Origin of the sequence: Colwellia sp. 1_MG-2023 (genome assembly GCF_030546755.1) — a bacterium.
GTDB lineage: Bacteria > Pseudomonadota > Gammaproteobacteria > Enterobacterales > Alteromonadaceae > Thalassotalea_H.
Window position 1 is genome coordinate 444516 of record NZ_JAUOPE010000001.1, and the last position, 21792, is coordinate 466307.

General features: G+C 36.2%; 21 protein-coding genes. 12 read left to right on the forward strand and 9 right to left on the reverse strand.

What is annotated here, in order from left to right:
- Positions 1-64: 64 nt before the first annotated feature.
- Together Q4493_RS01925 and Q4493_RS01930 are read left to right on the forward strand one after the other, a co-directional pair.
- On the forward strand, positions 65-1249 hold the full coding sequence (locus Q4493_RS01925; protein WP_303448990.1) for a hypothetical protein: 1185 nt from the start codon (positions 65-67) through the stop codon (positions 1247-1249).
- Between the two features lie 9 nt (positions 1250-1258).
- Positions 1259-1669 carry a phosphate ABC transporter substrate-binding protein gene (locus Q4493_RS01930; protein ID WP_303448992.1) on the forward strand — a complete coding sequence of 137 codons (411 nt, stop codon included), beginning with the start codon at positions 1259-1261 and terminating at the stop codon, positions 1667-1669.
- Positions 1670-1751: 82 nt separating this feature from the next.
- On the opposite strand, the gene rplS is transcribed toward Q4493_RS01930, so the two are convergent.
- The 5 genes from rplS to ffh all read right to left on the reverse strand — a co-directional run bounded on the left by rplS (position 1752) and on the right by ffh (position 5406).
- Positions 1752-2105, reverse strand: coding sequence for a 50S ribosomal protein L19 (gene rplS, locus Q4493_RS01935; protein WP_303448994.1), 354 nt, complete (start codon positions 2103-2105; stop codon positions 1752-1754).
- 37 nt (positions 2106-2142) lie between these two features.
- Positions 2143-2895: a tRNA (guanosine(37)-N1)-methyltransferase TrmD gene (trmD, locus tag Q4493_RS01940; protein WP_303449098.1), complete on the reverse strand. Its 753-nt coding sequence runs from the start codon at positions 2893-2895 to the stop codon at positions 2143-2145.
- Positions 2896-2935: 40 nt separating this feature from the next.
- Entirely contained in the window at positions 2936-3466 is a 531-nt protein-coding gene (gene rimM, locus Q4493_RS01945; RefSeq protein WP_303449100.1) for a ribosome maturation factor RimM, read from the reverse strand.
- 32 nt (positions 3467-3498) lie between these two features.
- A complete protein-coding gene (rpsP, locus tag Q4493_RS01950; protein ID WP_303449102.1) occupies positions 3499-3747 on the reverse strand; it encodes a 30S ribosomal protein S16 in 249 nt (82 codons plus the stop codon).
- 276 nt (positions 3748-4023) lie between these two features.
- Positions 4024-5406 (reverse strand): signal recognition particle protein, encoded by a 1383-nt coding sequence (gene ffh, locus Q4493_RS01955; protein ID WP_303448996.1) that lies wholly within the window; start codon positions 5404-5406, stop codon positions 4024-4026.
- 206 nt (positions 5407-5612) lie between these two features.
- Here ffh and Q4493_RS01960 point away from each other — a divergent pair, with 206 nt between their 5' ends.
- The 3 genes from Q4493_RS01960 (at position 5613) to Q4493_RS01970 (ending at position 8967) form a co-directional block, all read left to right on the forward strand.
- Positions 5613-6692 carry an SO_0444 family Cu/Zn efflux transporter gene (locus tag Q4493_RS01960; protein WP_303448998.1) on the forward strand — a complete coding sequence of 360 codons (1080 nt, stop codon included), beginning with the start codon at positions 5613-5615 and terminating at the stop codon, positions 6690-6692.
- 111 nt (positions 6693-6803) lie between these two features.
- Positions 6804-7601, forward strand: a complete 798-nt coding sequence (locus Q4493_RS01965; RefSeq protein WP_303449000.1) for an inner membrane protein YpjD — start codon at positions 6804-6806, stop codon at positions 7599-7601.
- A gap of 79 nt (positions 7602-7680) precedes the next feature.
- Positions 7681-8967, forward strand: coding sequence for an HlyC/CorC family transporter (locus Q4493_RS01970; RefSeq protein ID WP_303449002.1), 1287 nt, complete (start codon positions 7681-7683; stop codon positions 8965-8967).
- 838 nt (positions 8968-9805) lie between these two features.
- Here Q4493_RS01970 and Q4493_RS01975 read toward each other — a convergent pair.
- Positions 9806-10426 carry a hypothetical protein gene (locus tag Q4493_RS01975; RefSeq protein WP_303449003.1) on the reverse strand — a complete coding sequence of 207 codons (621 nt, stop codon included), beginning with the start codon at positions 10424-10426 and terminating at the stop codon, positions 9806-9808.
- A gap of 832 nt (positions 10427-11258) precedes the next feature.
- Positions 11259-12827 (reverse strand): glutamate--cysteine ligase, encoded by a 1569-nt coding sequence (gshA, locus tag Q4493_RS01980; RefSeq protein WP_303449005.1) that lies wholly within the window; start codon positions 12825-12827, stop codon positions 11259-11261.
- A gap of 313 nt (positions 12828-13140) precedes the next feature.
- Here gshA and Q4493_RS01985 point away from each other — a divergent pair, with 313 nt between their 5' ends.
- Both Q4493_RS01985 and Q4493_RS01990 read left to right on the forward strand, forming a co-directional pair.
- Entirely contained in the window at positions 13141-14499 is a 1359-nt protein-coding gene (locus tag Q4493_RS01985) for a Na+/H+ antiporter NhaC family protein (RefSeq protein ID WP_303449006.1), read from the forward strand.
- Entirely contained in the window at positions 14499-15203 is a 705-nt protein-coding gene (locus Q4493_RS01990; protein ID WP_303449007.1) for a TIGR01621 family pseudouridine synthase, read from the forward strand. Before Q4493_RS01985 ends, Q4493_RS01990 begins: the two co-directional genes overlap by 1 nt.
- 48 nt (positions 15204-15251) lie before the next feature.
- Here Q4493_RS01990 and Q4493_RS01995 read toward each other — a convergent pair whose 3' ends face one another.
- Positions 15252-16130 carry a LysR family transcriptional regulator gene (locus Q4493_RS01995; protein ID WP_303449008.1) on the reverse strand — a complete coding sequence of 293 codons (879 nt, stop codon included), beginning with the start codon at positions 16128-16130 and terminating at the stop codon, positions 15252-15254.
- A gap of 114 nt (positions 16131-16244) precedes the next feature.
- Here Q4493_RS01995 and trxA point away from each other — a divergent pair, with 114 nt between their 5' ends.
- Positions 16245-16559, forward strand: coding sequence for a thioredoxin (gene trxA / locus Q4493_RS02000; protein WP_368506773.1), 315 nt, complete (start codon positions 16245-16247; stop codon positions 16557-16559).
- 57 nt (positions 16560-16616) lie between these two features.
- On the opposite strand, the gene Q4493_RS02005 is transcribed toward trxA, so the two are convergent.
- Entirely contained in the window at positions 16617-17963 is a 1347-nt protein-coding gene (locus tag Q4493_RS02005) for a sodium-dependent transporter (RefSeq protein ID WP_303449011.1), read from the reverse strand.
- 236 nt (positions 17964-18199) lie between these two features.
- Between Q4493_RS02005 and Q4493_RS02010 the strand changes: the two genes are divergently transcribed.
- The 4 genes from Q4493_RS02010 to Q4493_RS02025 all read left to right on the forward strand — a co-directional run bounded on the left by Q4493_RS02010 (position 18200) and on the right by Q4493_RS02025 (position 21712).
- The gene (locus tag Q4493_RS02010; protein ID WP_303449012.1) at positions 18200-19054 is read left to right on the forward strand and encodes a hypothetical protein; all 855 of its coding nucleotides are present in this window, start codon (positions 18200-18202) and stop codon (positions 19052-19054) included.
- A gap of 214 nt (positions 19055-19268) precedes the next feature.
- Positions 19269-20690 (forward strand): sodium:proton antiporter NhaD, encoded by a 1422-nt coding sequence (gene nhaD, locus Q4493_RS02015; protein WP_303449014.1) that lies wholly within the window; start codon positions 19269-19271, stop codon positions 20688-20690.
- A 96-nt stretch (positions 20691-20786) separates the two neighbouring features.
- Positions 20787-21086: a hypothetical protein gene (locus tag Q4493_RS02020; RefSeq protein ID WP_303449015.1), complete on the forward strand. Its 300-nt coding sequence runs from the start codon at positions 20787-20789 to the stop codon at positions 21084-21086.
- Positions 21087-21148: 62 nt separating this feature from the next.
- Positions 21149-21712 carry a CBS domain-containing protein gene (locus tag Q4493_RS02025; protein WP_303449016.1) on the forward strand — a complete coding sequence of 188 codons (564 nt, stop codon included), beginning with the start codon at positions 21149-21151 and terminating at the stop codon, positions 21710-21712.
- Positions 21713-21792 lie beyond the last annotated feature (80 nt).

Genomic DNA, 21792 nt, shown 5'->3' on the forward strand with positions numbered 1-21792 from the left:
AAAAAATGGTAATAAAAATCTGATATTCATTCAATTACATACTAAAACTCAGGGAGATTAGTATATGAAAAAACTGCAATTTTTTACCATAGGGTTATCACTACTCTATATACCTCAAAGCTTTGCGGATATTACGCTCAATGGCTTTGCTTCAATTAGAGCAAGTCAAGCAAACTCAGATGGAGGAACCACGCCTTTTGGCGAGTTTGAAGAGGGTGAAATTTCCTTTAAAAGTGAATCATTATTTGCTGTGCAAGCAACAGCCGATTTAACAGAAGGCCTCAGCGCAATCATTCAACTTTACGCAGCTGGTGAGAATGATTTTGATGTTGAAGCCAGATGGGCATACATTAGTTACCAATTAGCGGATAATCACACAATTAATGTCGGTAAATTAGCCAACCCAACATTTCATCAGTCAGAGTACGAAAAAGTAGGGTTCGCACATAATTTTTCAAGATTACCAAAAGCGGTTTACACAGGCTTTCCTTTCGCGACAATGGAAGGCATTGCCTTAAATAGCCAATTTGAATTAGCTGATGGCGATTATACACTAGATACTAAAGTACTTTACGGTAGCTGGGATGGCAATATTACGTTAAACGGTGTTGGAAATGTTCCATTAGGACTCAACGATATTATGTCTGTCAATGCGACCTTATCGGGTGATTGGTGGAAAGTATTTTCAGGTGCATTTACTACAGAAATGAAAGCAGAATCATTAGACGCTAATTCATATTTTCCAGCTATTCAGCCTGGAGTTGAAGCGGCATTAAGCTTAGGAGCAACACAAAGCGATATAACTAATTTTACCAATGCTGTTGCCTGGGATAAAAAAGATGGACTATATTGGTTTGCTGGATTTGGCGTAGACTATGAAGATTGGTTAATCGACTTTGAATACACTAACTATGGCGTACAAGACTCAGTGGATGCACCAAACGAAAACTGGTACTTAGCACTAGGTCGACGATTCGATAGTTATATCATTACCGTTCATGCAGAAGAGTCCAAACAACCTGATGATTACGGGTTTCTAAATGGTATTAACCACCCAGTATTACAAGCCACAGGTAAAGGACTTCAAGGTGTTTTAGCTGCCAATGAATTTGATGGTTATGGCATATCGCTAAGATACGATTTTCATCCAAGCGCTGCATTAAAAGTCGATTACTTCACCGGTGAAAACCAAATTACTAATATTGGTGATTATCAAATAATGTCAGTTGGCGTTGACTTAGTCTTTTAGGAGAAAGTGATGAGATATGTTAATTCAATTATACTCTTAGCATTAAGCTTAATCGCTTTGAATGTACAAGCAGTCACCGTAATCGTACACCCTAGTAATGCGAATGCTTTAAATAAAAAAACCTTTAAAAAAATATTCCTAGGAAAAAGCAAAAAGTTTCCTGATGGTAGTCAAGTCATCCCTATCGACTTAACCGGTGGAGATGCTAGGGAGCAATTTTTAAATAATGTCGTTGGCAAATCAGAAAGTCAGTTAAAAGCTTATTGGTCAAAATTGATTTTTACTGGTAAAGGACAAGCCCCTAAGTCGGTAGATACTGAAGCAGAGGTTATTAAATTTGTTAGCCAAACCCCCGATGCAATTGGCTACATAAGTGATGGCGCCGTTGATGATACGGTAAAGGTTGCAGCGAAGTTTTAATAACGCTTTAACATTACAAACAAAAAAGCCTGAATAATAAATTATTCAGGCTTTTTATTAAGCTACTTTTGATAAAAAGAGATTATCTTTTTGCCAATTTCTCTTTGATACGTGCAGAGCGACCTGAACGTTCACGAAGATAGTAAAGTTTAGCTTGACGAACATCACCGCGGCGTTTGACTTCAATTGAGTCAACGATTGGGCTATGTGTCTGGAATACACGTTCTACACCAACACCGCTCGAAATTTTACGAACAGTGAACGCAGAATTGATGCCGCGGTTTTTAATAGCAATAACTACACCTTCATATGCTTGAAGACGTGTTTTATCACCTTCTGTAACTTTTACTTGTACAACTACCGTATCGCCTGGTGCGAATGCTGGTAAGTCAGTTTTCATTTGCTCTTGTTCGAGCATATCAATAATTTTACTCATAATACCTTCTTCCTAGAGTTCACAGTCATCAACAGTCTTACTTATTACTATCTTTAATAGTCTCAAGCATTTTAACTTGTTCTGCTGTCAGAGCTAGGTCAGTTAAAAGTTCTGGTCTCCTAGTCCATGTTCTTTCTAATGACTTAAATTGTCGCCATTGCTTTATATGTTCGTGATTACCACTTAATAGCACTTTTGGTACTGACTTCCCCTCATCGGTTCCATCATCAAAAATTTCTGGCCTTGTGTAATGTGGACAATCTAATAAACCGTCTGAGAAAGAATCTTGCTCAGCAGATTGATTATGTCCTAAAACACCCGGCACAAAGCGTGCTACGGCATCAATTACATTCATCGCAGGAAGTTCTCCTCCGCTTAAAACATAATCTCCGACAGACCATTCTTCGTCGATATCCGACTCAATAAGTCTTTCGTCTATGCCTTCATAACGTCCTGCTATAAATATCAGTCGGTCATGCTGTGCTAATTCGCGTACACCAGCTTGGTCCAATTTACGTCCTTGAGGTGATAAATAAATGACCTTAGCTTTACCATCCGCTGCCTCTCGAGCAGCATGAATGGCATCTCGTAACGGTTGTACCATCATCAACATGCCCGGACCTCCGCCATAAGGACGGTCATCAACGGTGCGATGTCGATCATGAGTAAAGTCTCTTGGATTCCATTTATGAAATTCAATCAACCCGTTTCGGATCGCTCGGCCTGTCACCCCATACTCGGTTATTGCGTCAAACATTTCTGGAAAAAGGCTTATCACCCCTATCCACAATTTCTTATTACTAAGATTATTGTTTACGCCGTCACTCAAGTTAGAAACCTGGGTCCCAGTCAACACAAATTTGTTTGTTTTCAATGCTTACCGATTTAACTACTTGGTCCATAAGATACGGGATTAATCGTTCTTTTTTTCCAAAGCCATCATTTCGGTTTGCTTTTACAACCAATACATCATTGGCACCAGTTTCCAACATATCGGAAACCTCACCAAGATCGTAACCATTGGCCGTCACAACTGCCATTCCCATTAAATCTCGCCAGTAAAAATCACCTTCAGGTAACTCAGGCAAAGCGTCTTCTGTTGTTAAAATTTCTGATCCGACAAAAGCTTGCGCTTCATCACGATCATCAACTCCGCCAACTTTAACAATGAGTCCGTTGTTATGTCTGCGCCAATCGGTAATTTCTACTGATTGTGTGTTATTTCCTAATTTTAACGACCAAGGAAAATAGTCAAGTATGGCTTCGGGTTCATCAGTGAATGAATGTATTTTCAACCAACCTTTGATGCCATAGACTGCGCCTATTTTGCCAAGGATAATTTCTTTTACTTCTGTCACGATTGCTCCTAAACCTACCTTTTATAACTAAGCTATTAAGCTGCTACTTGAGCGTCTTTTACTAACTTGGCCACACGATCAGATACCGTTGCACCCTGACCAACCCAATGGTTGATACGGTCTAGGTCTAAACGTAATTTTTCCGCTTGACCTTGTGCTGTCGGGTTGAAGAAACCAATTCTTTCGATGAAACGACCATCGCGAGAATTACGGCTATCTGCAACAACAACCTGATAGAATGGACGCTTCTTAGCGCCGCCTCGAGCTAAACGAATGGTAACCATATCGTCCTCTATATATTTAAGTGTTAAAACGAATTTTCCAGACATTTCCTGACACCAGGGTGACAGAAAAGCTCGCGTATTCTACGCTTTTCTAATAAAAACGCAAGCATTAACGCAAACTATCAGGTTAATTGAAAATTTCTTTTGTTGTTCTGATAAAGCAAGTGAAGATAAGTGGAATAGTTAACGTATATAAGGAGGATAATTTAAAAAAACAGAAAATACAAAAGGCAACCTAAGTTGCCTTAATAAACAATAAATTGATAAAAAAACTGATTATCGGCCAAACATGCCTCCGCCGCCCATACCACCTGGTGGCATCATGCCTTGCATAGAACGCATCATTTTTTTCATGCCGCCTTTACCTGACATTTTTTTCATCATTTTCTGCATTTGAGTAAACTGTTTTAATAGCTTATTTACATCTTGAATTTGGGTACCAGAGCCTGCGGCAATTCTGCGCTTGCGAGAACCTTTGATAATATCAGGACGCTCACGTTCACCCGGTGTCATTGAGTTAATAATCGCTTCCATACGAATGGTCACCTTATCATCCATTTGATCTTTAACTTTATCTGCCATGTTCCCCATGCCAGGCAATTTATCCATCATGCCCATCATGCCGCCCATATTTTTCATTTGAACAAGCTGATCACGAAAATCTTCTAAACTAAAGCCTTTACCAGATTTAACTTTCTTGGCTAATTTTTCGGCTTGCTTGCGATCAACTTTTTGCTCAACTTCTTCAATCAGTGATAAAACATCACCCATGCCTAGAATTCTTGAAGCTATACGGTCAGGATGGAAAGGCTCTAACGCCTCTATTTTTTCACCAACCCCCATAAACTTAATAGGTTTACCTGTGATATGACGAATAGAAAGAGCCGCACCACCGCGTGCATCACCATCAGTTTTTGTTAAAATAACACCCGTTAATGGTAAAGCGTCATTAAATGCTTTAGCAGTATTCGCTGCATCTTGACCTGTCATGGCATCAACAGTAAATAATGTTTCAACTGGATTAATTGCTTGATGAAGGTCTTTAATTTCATCCATCATGCTTTCATCAACATGTAAACGACCTGCAGTATCAACAATTAACACATCGAAGAAGTTTTTCTTGGCATGATCAATTGCCGCATTCGCAATATCAATAGGCTTTTGTTTGATGTCACTCGGGAAAAAGCCAACGTCAATTTCATTGGCTAAGGTTTCCAGTTGTTTAATGGCTGCTGGACGATATACGTCAGCACTAACCACTAACACTTTTTTCTTTTCACGCTCTTTTAAGTACTTAGATAATTTAGCCACTGAAGTGGTTTTACCCGCACCTTGCAAACCAGCCATTAATACTACCGCGGGCGGTGTCGCTTTTAAGTCAAGCGCTTCGTTGACTTCCCCCATTGCCGCTTCAAGTTCTTTTTGAACAATTTTTACAAAGACTTGACCTGGCGTTAAGCTTTTAGAAACGTCAGTACCAACCGCACTTTCTTTTACTTTCGCAATAAATTCACGAATAACAGGTAAAGCGACATCAGCTTCGAGTAATGCCATCCGCACTTCACGCAGGGTATCTTTAATATTGTCTTCAGTTAATCGGCCACGGCCACTGATATTTTTTAGCGTTTTGGTTAAACGATCAGAAAGATTTTCAAACATGTAATACTCGAATGTTAGCTAAGTAATAAACAACGCATTAAGTGCGTGGTGAATAATTCTAATAAGTATAAAATATTCTTAAAGATATGGCTTGTCATTTTTGATTTTCAAGGGCGAAAGCATGTAGAAATATGGTTTACTTTTATCCTTCGCTTTTTTAATTCTATGATAAGCTTACGACAAGAAAGATTAAGAGCGACATTACGTTGAACGATATTACGCAAATATTTAATGAACTAGTTAATAACTTTCTTTTTTTAAGTGCTGAAGCTAGTCCATGGTTATTATTAGGATTAATTATTGCTGGGATGATGAAAGCTTGGGCACCCACGAGCATTTTAAGTCATCATTTAGGTAAAGGTAAATCAGCCATTGTTAAAGCCGCGCTCATTGGCGCACCATTACCACTTTGTTCGTGCGGGGTAATTCCCGTTGCAACTGAACTTAGAAGAAGTGGTGCTTCATCACCTGCAACGGCTTCATTTTTAGTAGCAACTCCAGAAACAGGTGTTGATTCAATTACCGTGTCGTACGCGTTATTAGGGCCAATCTTTGCCATTTATCGTCCGATTTCAGCAATATTATCTGCGATAATTACGGGTTTGTTAGTGACGACAGCCAAAGTAATTCCACCTTCAAGCAACACGCCAACCTCCTGTTGTGCAAGTAAAGCAAAGCAAGAAGCGCCTAGCTGCTGTGATACTTCTTCAGAAAAAAAGAAAGTCACATTTATTAGCAAAACATTAACCGGTTTACGATATGCAGTCACACAATTAATTGATGATTTAATTATTTGGTTATTAATCGGATTAATCTTTGCCACTTTAGTAAAAACATTTGTACCTACATCTTTCCTGTTGAGTTATGGCAGTGGTTTACCAGCGATGCTATTAATGATAGCTATTTCCATCCCCATGTATATTTGTGCAACGGCTTCAACACCGATTGCCGCAGGTTTCATTTTAGCGGGCATTTCACCTGGCACAGCATTAGTTTTTATGATGGCAGGACCAGCCACTAATATTTCCACGTTAGGGATCATTAAAAAAGAAATGGGGATGAGTGTGTTAATTCGGTATTTAATTGGGATTGGCAGTTCGGCAATTGCTTTTGGCTTATTGCTTGATTGGGGCATCAATTATTTTGCCATTAATATTAGTCAGCAAATGCAACACAATCATGAAATGCTACCTTATTGGTTTGGTTTAACCTGCGCAGCTGTTATCACATTTTTTGCCATCAAACCGTTGAGGAATAACCTGCTACAATTTTCGCTCAAAGGCTAGCTTAAGCACGGTTTTCTGATAAGATCGAAAAAGTTTACTTTATATCAATATTAGCTTTAGTAAATTAAATAGAATGAATTTTAAAACAAACATGTATTAATGGAGTGATTGGTGGAGTTTTCTCATTTTGGCGCTTTAATAGCTTTTATTTGCTATATCTCAGCAACATTAGCTGTCGTATTACGATTATTTCATCCTAAAGGCCCCCATATCATTACTATTTTAACCTTAGGTTGTTTAGCAATAATTGCCCATACGCTTAATACTGTTGACTATTTATTTAAACAAGAAGTTGTCAATTTTTCGCTCCCCAACGTTGTTTCATTAGTGAGTTTAATCATTACCTTAACAGTGACAGCGTTGGCTTTACGATTTAAAGTTAATTTGTTAATCCCTGTTACTTATAGCTTTGCCGGGCTATGGCAATTAATGATGATTTTTACACCGCAGGGTCACGGTACTCCGGCAATTTCCGAAGATTTAACCGTGCTCAGCCACATCACTTTAGCTTTAATCGCTTATTGTGTTTTAGTAATAGCCACGCTTTTTTCCTTTCAAGTTGCGTATATTAATATGAAGCTGAAAAGAAAAAATTTAGCAGCAGTGCACCATCTCCCCCCATTAATGCAAGTAGAAACTCAGCTGTTTGTTATTTTGTTTATCGGCACTACATGTCTGTTTTTGAGTCAATTGACCGGCTTTATCTTTTTGGAAAATTTTATCTCTAAAGAAAATGCTCATAAAACGGTACTATCAATCATAGCCTTAGTCTTTTATTTCATTATTTTATGGGGTCATTACAACCAAGGCTGGCGCGGTCATCGGGTATTAACATTAACGGTTATTGCCACAAGTTTATTAACTTTGGCTTATTTTGGTAGCCGATTTGTTAAAGAGTTTCTCTTATAACGCTTTTTAAGGTATAACTACTCTTAACTTAATCTATTGTAGAATTAAGTTATTTTTTTAGTCATATAGGATCCCTTTTTTGGATAACATATCAACGAATATGCTGTTTACCATCCTTGGTATACTCGTATTAATCTCTGCCTATTTTTCTGGCTCAGAAACAGGCATGATGTCACTTAACCGTTATCGGTTACGTCATTTAGAAAAACAAAAACATAAAGGTGCTAGACGTGTCAGTAAGTTGCTTGGCAGACCTGATCGCCTTATTGGTTTGATCCTGATCGGTAATAATTTAGTCAATATTGCCGCATCTGCCATTGCGACAATCATTGGCTTACGATTATTTGGTGATATGGGTGTATTAATTGCGACTATCGCATTGACCTTAATTATTCTGATTTTTGCTGAAGTAACGCCAAAAACATTAGCGGCTTTGTATCCTGAAAAAGTGGCTTTTCCAAGCTCTATCATTCTGTCGTTATTATTAAAAGTATTATTCCCATTGGTTGTTGCTGTTAACTGGATAACAAACGGCATGTTAGCGTTAATTGGTATTAGCCATAAACAACGTGAACATCATAGTTTAAGTTCGGAAGAACTTCGCACTGTGGTTAACGAATCAGGCGCATTATTAGCGGATCGTGACCAAGACATGTTAGTGAGTATATTAGATCTCGAAAAAGTAACCGTTGAAGATATTATGATCCCACGCAGTGAGCTTGTCGGGATTGATATTAATGAAGACTGGAAGAAGATTCAAAAGCAACTTACGCAATCAACTCATACACGAGTTTTACTATATCGAGACACCATAGACGACGTAGTAGGCTACATTCACATGCGTGACGCATTAAAACTATTGTCAAAAAATCAATTTAATAAAACGACTATAATTCGTGCGGTACGTGAATTGTACTTTATTCCCGAGAGCACAACATTAAACGTACAATTATTAAAATTTCAAGACGCTAAAGAACGTTTAGGCTTAGTCGTGGATGAATATGGTGATATTCAAGGCTTAGTAACTTTAGAAGACATCTTAGAAGAAATCGTGGGCGATTTTACCACCACTATGACTCCTGCTACTAGCGATGAAGTTAATGTGCAACCTGATGGTAGCTTTTTAGTCGATGGCAGTGCCACGGTTCGGGATATTAACAAAGAAATGGGTTGGGCGTTTCCAACCGATGGTCCTAAAACACTTAATGGTTTAATTTTGGAATATTTAGAAGATATCCCGGAAGCTAATTTAAGCGTTCGAATCGCTGGTTATCCTCTAGAAATAATTGACGTGAACGATAACATGATCAAAACAGTAAGAATCTTACCTGACTTTTATCAATCTCAACATAGAGATCATGATTAATAGTGAGCAATTTACATGGAACAACCATGCTAGTTAACCCACACCTTGAATAAATGACTATTATTTTGAACGAAATTTAACCTCGAAAGATCAACACGCCCTAGTGGTAACCTCATCTCCAAAAGACACGAAATCTACTTAAAAGTTTTTAGGTTGTTTTCGTGTCATTCAGTCACTACCCTAACGCTTAATTCAAGAAAAAACGCTTCTAAAAATTAATTTGCTCACCCGCCTATTTGTTAATGCATTGTTTATTTTACGATCTCATTAATCTTATCAATCGATAAAAAAGAATAATAATCATCAAATTCTGGCGGGATAAAAAAAGCATAAACGATTAATTACAAGCGAATAAAATATCTATATGTGGATAATAGTGATTGGACCTTAAATTATTCACAAAGTTATTAACAGGCTATTATTCAAAAATCATGTTTCCACAATTTCTGTGGATAACAATTGCAAGACCAATAGAATAACGACTTCTGATTTTGCAAACGATTTTTGTTAAAAAAATGAAGTTTTTTTTACATTATTTTAAACATCAAAGCGGACGTGGCTTAGCATTAAATTCCTATAAAATTGGACATTTTGGCAAGAAAAATGCTATTGATTACAAACTGTTTTTTTCGTGAATAGCAATAAATCATTAAGAAAACATTCGTAGTATTAAAAGTTAAAAATGATGTGTTTTGTCACATGACTTTGCGAATGATAATATTCACTTAAACAGGTTAAAATCAGCTCATTTATCGCTGTTTTTGATTAAACTCTATATGGCTACTTTAAAAGTTATCCAGAGTTTGAGTTTGACACCTTTACGGAGTGATCTAAGCCGTTAGCCAGAGAATAAACGCCAAAACCAACTTTTATTTAAATCAGCTTCACAGCCTTTTAATTGACGACTATACCTTTTTGCTCGGTTGTCTACTTTGCGAGCGACTTTTACTAACCAGGCTTTTTTCTTATAGGTTTTTCTTTTAAAGCCTCCCCAACCTTCATGATAATTTAAATATTGATTATAACCATCCCACTTTGACACCTTATTAATTTTTTGAGTTTTATAAATAAACCAGCCCATAAAGTCGATAGCATCATCAAAATCATCACGATCAGCACCGCTGTTCCCTGTTTCCCTAATATAATCATCCCATGTCATGGTTTTAGCTTGAGAATAGCCATAGGCAGAACTTACTCTTCCCCACGGGATAAAACCTAATAAGTAGTCACGGGGAGGTAAAGCATCTTCTTTAAAAGAGCTTTCTTGGTACATCATACTCATAGGTACATGTATAGGCACTCCCCAACGCTCTCTTGCATCTTTAGCTGCAAAATACCAATCTCGATGCTCACTAAAGATTTCACATACATTTTCAGGGTTCTTAGGGGGTGGAGTCGCACAACTAGACAAAAATAACGCACACAATAGCGCCATGAAAAAAGAAAAATGTTTACTCATAATGTTTATATCTATTTTGCAGTGAAGATATCATGCCAGAAATGATTGAAGTTAAGCAACAAAACTCAATAAGAATAATAAATGTTTAAATTTTTTGAACTTTAATGATATTTGCCCCTCATACCTACAAGACATTTATTTTATGTTTCCCTTGGATTGTTTTTATAGCGCGTTTCTTTGATAAGTTACGCGCTTTTTTTATTCACAACAAAAATTATTTTCTTCAAATTAATTTGAACTTAATTGAACGCTCATACTCTTACTTAATGAGAGGTTTATTTCCCTTAGTGTTTCATGTTTTAGGCGCGTTACTTTATTAAGTTAACGCGTTTTTTTTATCTTTTTTTTGCTCAGAAAATAAAGATCAATTTATTCGAATTTATTTTGAACTTTTAAAAGAAAAGCTGCTCTTATTATACGAGACTTTTATTTTCCCTTAGTGTTTCATGTTTTAGACGCGTTACTTTATTAAGTTAACGCGTTTTTTTTATCAAAAATTTACTTCAACAACATTGAAATCGTCGATTAAAAATCATCCACTAAAAATACTAGATAAATTATTGATAAAGATAATTATTTAAAAAAAGAGAAAAAAAGGTAAGGATTAATTGAATAAAAATTGAACTATTAAAAAAAGCCTTAGTCATAAAATATGGAAGCACATACCTCCCTGGACTGCTTTCTAGTATTATATAGCGCGTTGCCCTAACGCGCTTTTTTTTGTCTAATTAAGGGCTAAGCCTTCTATCACCATCATTTAATTATATTATCGCAATAACGGTTTTAATAACGCTGCTATTCTAATACCTGAAAATAAAATATTTTTTATTCTTTATTTAAAGTAATTATCAATAAAAGTATCAAAATCAACCGTATCATTTTGCTCTATTTCAGCTTGTTTTTGATGAGAGATTTCAGCCTGATCAATGAAATATTGTTGTGAGTAATATTGATAGTCATTTTTTAGAATTTCTGCTCGATAACTTTTTGCTTTAGCTAAGGCAAATTGGGTCAGGCTTTGTTCTTTCTCAACGACAATTTCGAGAATTTTAGCTGATGGCGTTAAACTTGAATCAGTTATTTTTGCTTTTTCTATTGCTAAAGCTTGGCTATATTTATCACATTGATAGGCTTTATCAAGTAACCTTGCTACTTTCTCCATCTGATAAAAAAGCTCTAAGCCCCAGGTCTCAATGGATTTTTCTATACCATCATCATCTAACAATAATTTTGGATCTCGCCCTCTGACAACCACTTCATCCATATTATTTTCACAAATATTTTGTTGTGAGCAATCTAATGTTGGGCTTTCTTCTAATGCACAGTACGTTAAAAATATGTCGAGAAAGTAAATTTGCTGTTGATTAATCCCTGTATCGGCAAAAGGGTTAACGTCTAACGCCCTCACCTCTATGTATTGAACGCCTCTGCTTTGCAATGCTTCAGATGGTTTCTCACCAGAATTGGCGACTTGTTTAGGGCGAATTGGCGCGTAAAGCTCATTTTCAATTTGTAAAACATTACTGTTTAATTGTTGATATTTACCGTCAACTTTAATGCCTATTTTTTCAAATTCTTCAGATTTGATGTTAATGGCTTCTTTAACGCCGTTAAGATAACCTTCAAGGTTGTTATAACAAATATGTAAAGCCGATTGTTCGCTATTGGTATAGCCTAAATCACTCATTCTTAATGACGTGGCATGCTCAAGGTACAAATAACCGCTTTTGGATTTTTTAAAGGGTAAATTAGTGGGTTTATTTTGTAAAAATGACGGGCAAATAGCTGGCGAGCTGCCATACAAGTACGGGATCAACCAACAAAATCGTTTGTAGTTTCTTAACAGCGAAAAATATCTAGCAGAAACATAATCTTGCATTTCATCATGATTATTATCTAAGGTTTTGAGGGATTGCCAGAAGTTTTCTGAAAATGAAAAATTAAAGTGAATGCCAGCTATCACTTGCATCATACTACCGTAGCGATTTTTTAAACCTTGGCGATATACCGTTTTCATTTTGCCAACATTTGAATGACCAAATTTAGCTAGCTCAATTTTATCATCGTCGTCAACAAAACAAGGCATACTCATTGGCCAAATTAATTCATCATTAATTTGCGATAAGGTAAACTTCTGAGTATCTCGCAGTTGAGCTATCGCTTCTTCTGGCGAATGACTAACTGGCGTAATAAATTCTAATAAGCACTCTGAATAATCTGTGGTTATATTAGGATGTGTTAGCGCCGAACCTAAGTTGTGATAGTGATCGTGCTCAGATAATCTTCCTTGAGAAAGCACTCGTAACCCTTCTCGTTCTATGCCTCTTCCAATTCCAGTTAAAGCTTGAAGATGTGTATCATCACTTAGTGTGTTGATATATTGTTGAAAAGATAATGTCAAAATAATCCTTGTTGCATGAAGCAGTTACTGATTACCTATTTAAGGGGTAATGGTTGATATTTCAATGGTCATCGAGTTTTTTATTGTGTTATTTTCTTATAAGAATATAACTAAAATACTATCAAATACCCAGAACGAATATGCTATTGGTAAATTAGACCGAGCATCAATACAATATATTTCTCTAAATGTTATCGATAGAAAATACTGTGCTATTCGTCATATTAACCAGTAATTTTTGCTTGAGCTATTTCTAATATATAGAACATCAGGTAAAGTTTAGCGAAATTATAACAAGTAGAATAAACCTAATATGCAAGATAGTCCTTTAACCCTTCTACCTCCTGTCATTGCTATCATCATTGCTATTTGGCGAAAGAATGCGTTATTAGCTTTGTTTAGTGGCATGTTGCTCAGTTTTTTGATGGTTGCTAATTGGCAACCCATTGAAGGGATAACCAATAGTGCTGTAGGACTTATTAATGTTTTTTCGTCTATCGGCAATGTTTATATTGTCACCTTTAGTTTATTAATTGGTGCACTTGTTGCGTTAATGAACCAGTCAGGAGCGGTAAATGGTTTTATCGCCTTATTAGCGCGATTAAATCTTGTGAAGAATTCACGGCAAGCCGCTATTTTACCTACGGTGGTCGGTACCAGTATTTTTACCGACACGAATTTAAGTATGTTTACCGCAGGCATGGCGAGCCAAAAGCTCTTTGATCAACATAAGCTTAGCCGCGCACGTTTAGCTTATTTAGTTGATTCAACTTGTGCGCCTATCAGCATTTTATTGTTAATCAATGGCTGGGGTGCTTACGTTTTAGGATTGCTCGACGGTTATAGTTTTGATGATCCTGTTGGCATTTTAATTGGCACGGTAGGTTATAACTTTTATGCCATTATTGCCGTACTCATGGCTTATTACACTGCCTATAGCGGCAGGGTTTTTGGCCCAATGAAACATGCAAATTCTGTCATTAATCAAGACAATACCCATCATGTAGAACATCATGCGCCAGCCGTGATCATGTGGTTGCCTTTATTAGCCTTATTAGGCATCACCTTAACCTTATTGTGGATCACAGGCGAAGGAGATATGCGCAGAGGATCAGGCTCATTTTCAGTATTTTGGGCCATCGTAAGTGCGTTGATAATTTTAGTAACCATGATTAAATCATACCGGTTGATGACATTTAACAGCATTTTAAATCACTCTTGGAAAGGCATTAAGCACATGGCGCCAGCTGTAGCAATTTTAGTGCTTTCTTTTGCTTTTGGTGATGCCATCAAAGAGCTAGGAACCGGGGTTTATGTTAGTCAGTTATTAAATGTCGAAGTACCTCAATATTTACTCGCCCCTATTTTATTTATTGCCGCGGCATTTATGGCATTTGCTACTGGTACTTCATGGGGAACCTTCGCCATTTTAATACCGATTGCCATTCCAATTGCCCAGCAAACAGGTATACCGGTTGAGTTTTTAGTTGCTGCGGTACTAGGTGGCGGTATTTTTGGCGATCATGCCTCACCCATTTCAGATACCACGGTTGTTGCCTCTATTGCCAGTGGTTGTGATCACTTTGAACATGTAAAAACTCAATTACCATACGCACTGGTTGGTGGAGGAATAACGCTGATAATATACACCATCATAGGCTTCACTTTTTAATGACTGACAAGATTGAAAATGAGCTTGAAATCGTTGATGAACAAGCTGATTTTATTATTGTTAATAAACCATCTGGCGTTGGTTTTCATGATGATGAAAACCAACAAGGTTTCTTTAATCAAATAAAGACTGCGTTATCTCCAGACGATTTATACCCAGTACATCGTTTAGATAAAATGACCTCTGGTTTAATAATTTTTGCTAAAAATAAAAACGCTGCTATTCAATTTCAACAGTTATTTGAAAACCGACATATTGATAAATATTACTTGGCGATCAGTGATAAAAAGCCCCGTAAAAAACAAGGCTTGATCAAAGGGGATATGGAAAAAAGTCGCCGTGGTACCTGGAAGTTATTACGTAGTCAAAATAACCCTGCGATTAGTCAATTTTTTAGTTATGGGCTTAACCGAGGGAACCGGTTATTTATTGTTAAGCCTTACACGGGTAAAACCCATCAAATTAGGGTAGCGCTTAATAGTTTAGGTTCGCCCATTATTGGAGATCCTAACTACTACGCTAGTTCTATTTCGGATCGCGGATATTTGCATGCCTACGCATTAAAATTCACCCTAAATGAAAAAGAATATCAATATGTTTTACCTCCTAAAGTTGGTAAAGAGTATCTAGAAGAAAACATCAATAACGTGTTAAAACAATTAACTGCCCCTTGGTCTTTAGCTTGGCCAAAGATAAACGCTTAGAGTTAACGGTAATATACTTTTCAAGTGTTGATTAAACGATATATTTTATTATTCATTCGTTAAGCAACCTAACTTACTTTGAAAATAATCGATAAATGTGCGTGTTTTTGCCGGTATATTTCGGCTTTGAAATAATATCGTTAACTGTTGCGCCATCACATTATGCTCAAGTGAAAGCACATTCAGTTTAGGATTATTTTTTGCAATATAATCAGGTAGTTTGACAATTCCCACGCCTCGTTGACAAGCCTCTAAACGCATTTCATTGCTTGATAACACCATCGCAATATTAGGTGTGAACACTTGTACATTATCTTTGTTTCTAAATAACCATTGCTCGCTTTCTGATGCAGCAATCGCTTTATGTAAAACCAGCTCTTCAATGGCATTTTTATTCCCTAAATCAGCACTCTCATGAACATATATAGATTGTGGAAAACTTAATAGAGTTTTGCCAATCCAATGTGAAGTTGGTAAAGCTTTTTCATGTAAAACAAAGACTAAATCATATTGATGATCAAATTCAGGATATGCATCAGAATAATGATGGCAATGAATTTCAATATCAGGATATTTAAAAGCAAACTCAGTGATCAACGCACTTATCACCTTATTAAAAAACTCTAACGGCAATAATATACTCAATTTTCCTATAATTTTATTTTGTTTGTCATGAACTAAACTCTCCATAACATTCAACGCTTCAACATGTGGTTTACATGCTTGATAAAGTAACAAGCCGCTTTCTGTTAATTGTTGCTTTCGTGTGGTTCTTAAGAGTAATTGACTCCCTAATTGCTGCTCTAATAAAGCTAAACGTCGGCTAAGTTTAGATTTAGGTATTGATAACACACGAGACGCCTGCGTTATCGAGCCTTGTTCGACAATTGTTACAAAGTATAAATAACCATTAAACGCATCAATCAATTTTATTATCCTATTTATGAAACAATCTTTTCTATTTAACCGGACTAATCAAATGAAAACAAGCGAAATACACTATCGATAAACAAACCAGCTAAAGTCATGAAAGGAAAAAATATGAGTCAAGTTAACGAAATTACTGCAGAACAATTTAATGAAGAAGTTAGCCAACATGCAGGCAAAGTATTAGTCGATTTTTATGCACCATGGTGCGGACCATGCAAAATGATTGCTCCAGTCGTAGAACAAATTGCCAATGAAAACCAAGATATCAAAGTGGTAAAAGTTGATGCGGATCAGGCGCAAACATTAATGAGTCAATTTTCTATTCGAGGCATTCCAACCTTACTATTGCTTAAAGATGGTGAAGTTATCGATAGAAAGGTGGGCGCGGCTTCTGTAAAACAAGTGCAAGAGTTTGTCTTACAATAAATATCAGCCAAAAAAAACCAGTAACATAGTTACTGGTTTTTTATTATTGTGAGTAAGTTACAGTGAATGGATAAACACTATCAAGATAGCCGTTGGGCAAATAAATTTGGTGTACCATGGCCAAATTTTCCAAAATAAGCCATTCTCAACGGTCTCATTACCTTCTTGAAGTTCTTTTAAAATTTCGCTTCTATGCCAGATCCATCCAACAAAGACACAACACAGCATGGCGATAATTGGTTGGCCATATTCTGTTGCCAGCGTTGCAACAAAGTCTAACATCACACTAATATTACTAATGATAGCGACACTCATAATAAAGATTAATATACCGATAAAAGTCGTCGCTTTTTTACGTTCAACATTATGGCGCTCTACGACATAAGAAACCGGTCCTTCGAGCATTGATATTGATGACGTTAATGCTGCAACAGACATCAAAATAAAAAATGCAAAAGCAACAAATAATCCCATGCCGCCCATAGTTTCAAACAAGCTAGGTAACACAGTGAAAACTAATCCAGAACCAGAGATCAAGCTGCCATCTTCAGCAAAAATAGCAACACCTTGCGCTTGCGCAACATACATGGCCGGGATGATCAATAACCCGGCTAAAAAGGCAATTGATACATCTATTAACGTTACTTGTGCACCGAGTGTTACTAAATTTTCTGTTTTAGAAATATAAGAGCCATAAATCACCATAACACTGGTACCTAATGACAATGAAAAGAATGCTTGTCCTAAAGCACTAATTAATAAATCAGGCTCTAACACGCGCGAAATATCAGGATTTAAATAAGCATTTAACCCTTCTGTTGCACCGTCTAACGTAAAAACATAGCCGATCAAAATAATTAATAGGGTAATAAGCAAAGGCATTAAACGCTTTGACCACTTTTCAATACCGTCTTCAACGCCGCGTCGGATGACAAATACCGTTAAAAACATGAAAATAGCGGTAAACATAATATTACGAGGTAAAGATTGAGAAATAACCCAAGTAGCTGTGGCATCACTACCAATCACTTTTGCTACCGGCTCAATGGCATATGAAATCATCCAACCGGCTAAAATCCCGTAAAAACTAAGAATTAAGGCCGCGCAAATGACTCCGCCAAACCCTACTAAAAAGGCAAAACGCTTATGAAATAAGGTACGAGACATTTTTTGCAATGAAGTGACCGCGTTAGCTTGCCCGTAACGACCAATTAATAATTCCGCCATAAAAGCAGGATAAGCTAAACAAAATGCTAGCACTAAATACACGAGTACAAACGCCGCACCGCCGTTACTTGCCGTTTGCGTTGGGAATCCCCAAATATTTCCAAGCCCAACAGCTGAACCCGCTGCTGCCATGATAAAACCAATACGAGAACTAAACTCGCCTCTTGAAGCTGCCATCGAAAATCATCTTTGTTATTATTAATATCGCCTTAATTTACTTAATCTAATGAAAGAAGAATAGTGTTTTCACCTTATTTTCTTGGTTTAATTTTTTCGTTCAATTTGAAAAGCGTAAAGAAGGGATTACCAAGGCGAACAATTTTCATACAAAAAATAGCGGTCACACTACGACACTTAACGATATATTTAATATAAACTATGATAAGTAAATACTTTAACCACACTGAATTTCAATGCTGAATAAAATTACCCTGTTCTTTTTTATTATTCTTCTGAGCCCGCAATTATTACAAGCCAAAGAACTCATCTTGTTTGGTACCAATAGTAAAAGTTACCAATACGAACAATTGCTAAATGCTTTATCATATTTTCCTGAAAAGCATTATCAATTATCCAGTTATCAAGGAGAGCTTCCTAAAGATAGAGCTTTTGACTTTATGAATATCAATAAAGGAATAGACATTGTTATAGGTGGAGCAACATTAGCAAGAGAAAACAAAAGTACTCCAATAAGAATTCCTCTTTTAAAAGGACTAAATGGCTGGCGAATGCCGCTAATTAATAAAAATAATCAGAAGTTATTTACTAGCATTCAAACGTTAGCGGCATTTAAACGGCTTATCCCTGGACAATTTCATCGCTGGAGTGATACCCAAATACTCGAAAGTAACCATATTAAAGTAGCTAAAGGCAGTGACTATGAAGGTTTATTTTATATGTTAGATAAAGGACGTATTGATTATTTTCCCCGTTCAGTATTGGAGATAGACGCTGAACTTCAAGCGCACAAACATTTAAATATTACTAAAGAAAAAAGCCTTCTTATTCATTACCCAACCGCCTATTATTTTTATGTTGGAAAAGAAAACTCAATGTTAGCGCATGACATTTCATTAGGGCTAGAGCAAGCCATTAGCGATGGAAGTTTTAATCAAATATTTTTCAAATATCATGATGAAATCATCAATGATATTCGTCAAACAACACGAAAGGTTTTTTCATTGAAGAACCCTTTTCTGTCCGATAAAACACCTTTATCTCGTAAAAATCTTTGGATTGACCTACACCCAGAAACTTCCCTTAATTAATAATTATCTGTTACGGAAGAGAAGAAAAAATAATAGATAAAATTGACATAACTTAATTAAAGAAAGACTTACTTAACCATAAAAATAGCATGCTTTACTAAGGCATTATTTATATAATAGTTAACATAACGTTAATACTATAAATCTTGGTAGATATAGTGCCAACAATTCACGTTTATCTATACTAATTTATAGCTTTTGAGAATACCCCCTCATGTTTAAATCGCTGTTATTTTGTTTTTTCTATTTAATTTGTTCTTTTTCTTCTTTCGCATCTGAGCCAGGTAGCATTGACTTAACCAACTCTGTTTTTGGTTTCACTGCTTTAAGCTTATTTGTTATTGCCTACTTACTGGTCATAGGTGAAGACTTAATTCACTTAAGAAAGTCTAAACCTGTATTAGTTGCAGCAGGCATCATCTGGCTGATCATAGGTTGGATTTATACCCAAAACGGCATTCCTGATGAAGCTGAGCATGCTTTTAATCATAATCTTTTAGAGTATGCGCAATTACTTTTATTCTTACTTGTTGCCATGACTTATATTAACTCAATGGAAGAACGGGGCATCTTTGAGCGCTTACGAATTTGGATGGTCTCAAAAGGATTAAGTCTCAGATCGTTATTTTGGTTAACCGGTATTTTAGCTTTTGCAATTTCTTCTTTTGCCAATAACCTAACAACAGCCATGCTAATGTGTGCCATTGTCCTTAAGGTTGCCAATAAAGATAAAAAGTTTATCAATATTGCCTGTATAAATATTGTAGTTGCGGCTAACGCTGGCGGAGTATTTAGTCCTTTTGGCGATATAACAACCTTGATGATATGGCAAGCTGGTTTAGTTAAGTTTGAACAATTTGTTGTGTTATTTATTCCGTCATTAGTTAACTTTTTAGTCCCTGCGATTATCATGAGCTTTTTTATCTCGAATGAGAAATCAGAAACGATCCTTGATGACTCATTTCAATTAAAACGCGGCGCAAAAAGAATTGTTGCTTTATTTGTCTTTACCATAGCTACAGCCGTAATGTGCCATAGCTTTGTTAATATGCCACCGGTATTAGGCATGATGATGGGCTTAGGTTATTTGAAATTTTTTGGCTATTACTTACGTTTAAGTTTACCTCGTTCGCTCGATAAAAAGCGCAGTAAAGCGCAAGCAAATAAAGATGAAAAAGCCTTAAAAATGCATGGCAATATTATCCCGTTTGATATTTTTGAAAAAGTCGCTCGGGCAGAATGGGATACGCTTTTATTCTTTTATGGTGTCGTAATGTGTGTTGGTGGCTTAGGCTTTATGGGGTATTTAAGCTTAGTTTCTGAAGCTATGTATAGTCATTGGAGCCCTACTTATGCAAATATTGCTGTAGGCGTACTTTCAGCAATTGTCGATAACATACCGGTTGTCTTCGCAGTTTTAAGCATGCACCCTACCATGGACTTACAACAATGGTTATTAGTAACGATGACCGCTGGTGTTGGAGGAAGTTTGTTATCTATCGGCTCAGCCTCAGGCGTTGCTCTTATGGGACAAACCAAAGGAGTATATTCATTCTTAGGTCATTTAAAATGGTCATGGGTTATTGTTTTAGGATATATCGCCAGTATAGGTGTGCACTTTTTGATTAATGGCTAACCCTGATAAATTTTAAAAATTACGATTGATGCCTTTAAATTTAGTTTAACAGGCCTTATCTTTAAAATATGGCTATCAATCGTAATAACATGACCAATGATGATTAGATACTTAAAAGTATTTTTTATATTGCAGGCTATTATCTCCTTCAGTGGAAGTAATAGTGGTGCAATAGATCAAGCGTTATTAGCCGATGTTGAAAATAGCCATCTTGAGTTATTTGAACCTTCAAATAAAAAGGATCCAAATTCAGATGACTCAGACACCACCTTAAACACTGAGCCTAAAGCTTATCAATTTAGTAAAGCTTTTCGATCAGACAATTATCAATCTCCTTTTATTTATCCTGCATATTTAGCAACTATAAATACCCGTGCACCACCTCGTTTTACTTAGTACTTACCACATTTACTATTTAAAAATTAATTGCGCAACATTGTGCAAGAAACGAGGTTACCATGAAAAAATTACCATTAGTCAATTTAACAGCGGTTGACAATATTCTATCGTTAGACCGTACTGAAAATATAAATCTATCTTCTTCTGCCCTGTCAGTGTTTACCGACTTTAAATATCAAAAAGCTCAAGTCATAGAAGCGGACACTATCGCATCTCAAGCACTACAATTAATGCAAAAATCCCATGTTCGTATGAATGTAGCTATTTCTAATGAAGAAGATTTTTTAGGTATTATCAGTACAAATGAAATATCAGAGCAAAATATTATCGCTAGACTTTCTAAAGGAATTCGCAGAGAAGATATATTGGTAAAAGATTTAATGATCCCAAAATATCAACTTCATGCCTTTGAACTCAATGATCTAGTAAACGCTACCGTAGGAGATATTATCTCGACTTTGGGAGATTATAGATTAAGACATTGTTTAGTTTTAGACAGATATAATCATCATATTCGAGGGGTTATATCCTCGAGTGATATTGCGAGAAAACTGCAAATGAATGCAAATGCCGATAATGAATTTGCGTTTAACACCATATATGAAGAGGCATATATTCAATAACGTATATTTAAGTAAGCTAAAACATATTTAAAGAGCGCAATACTTAGCGATTTTTAAACAATTACTGACCAATTTAATAG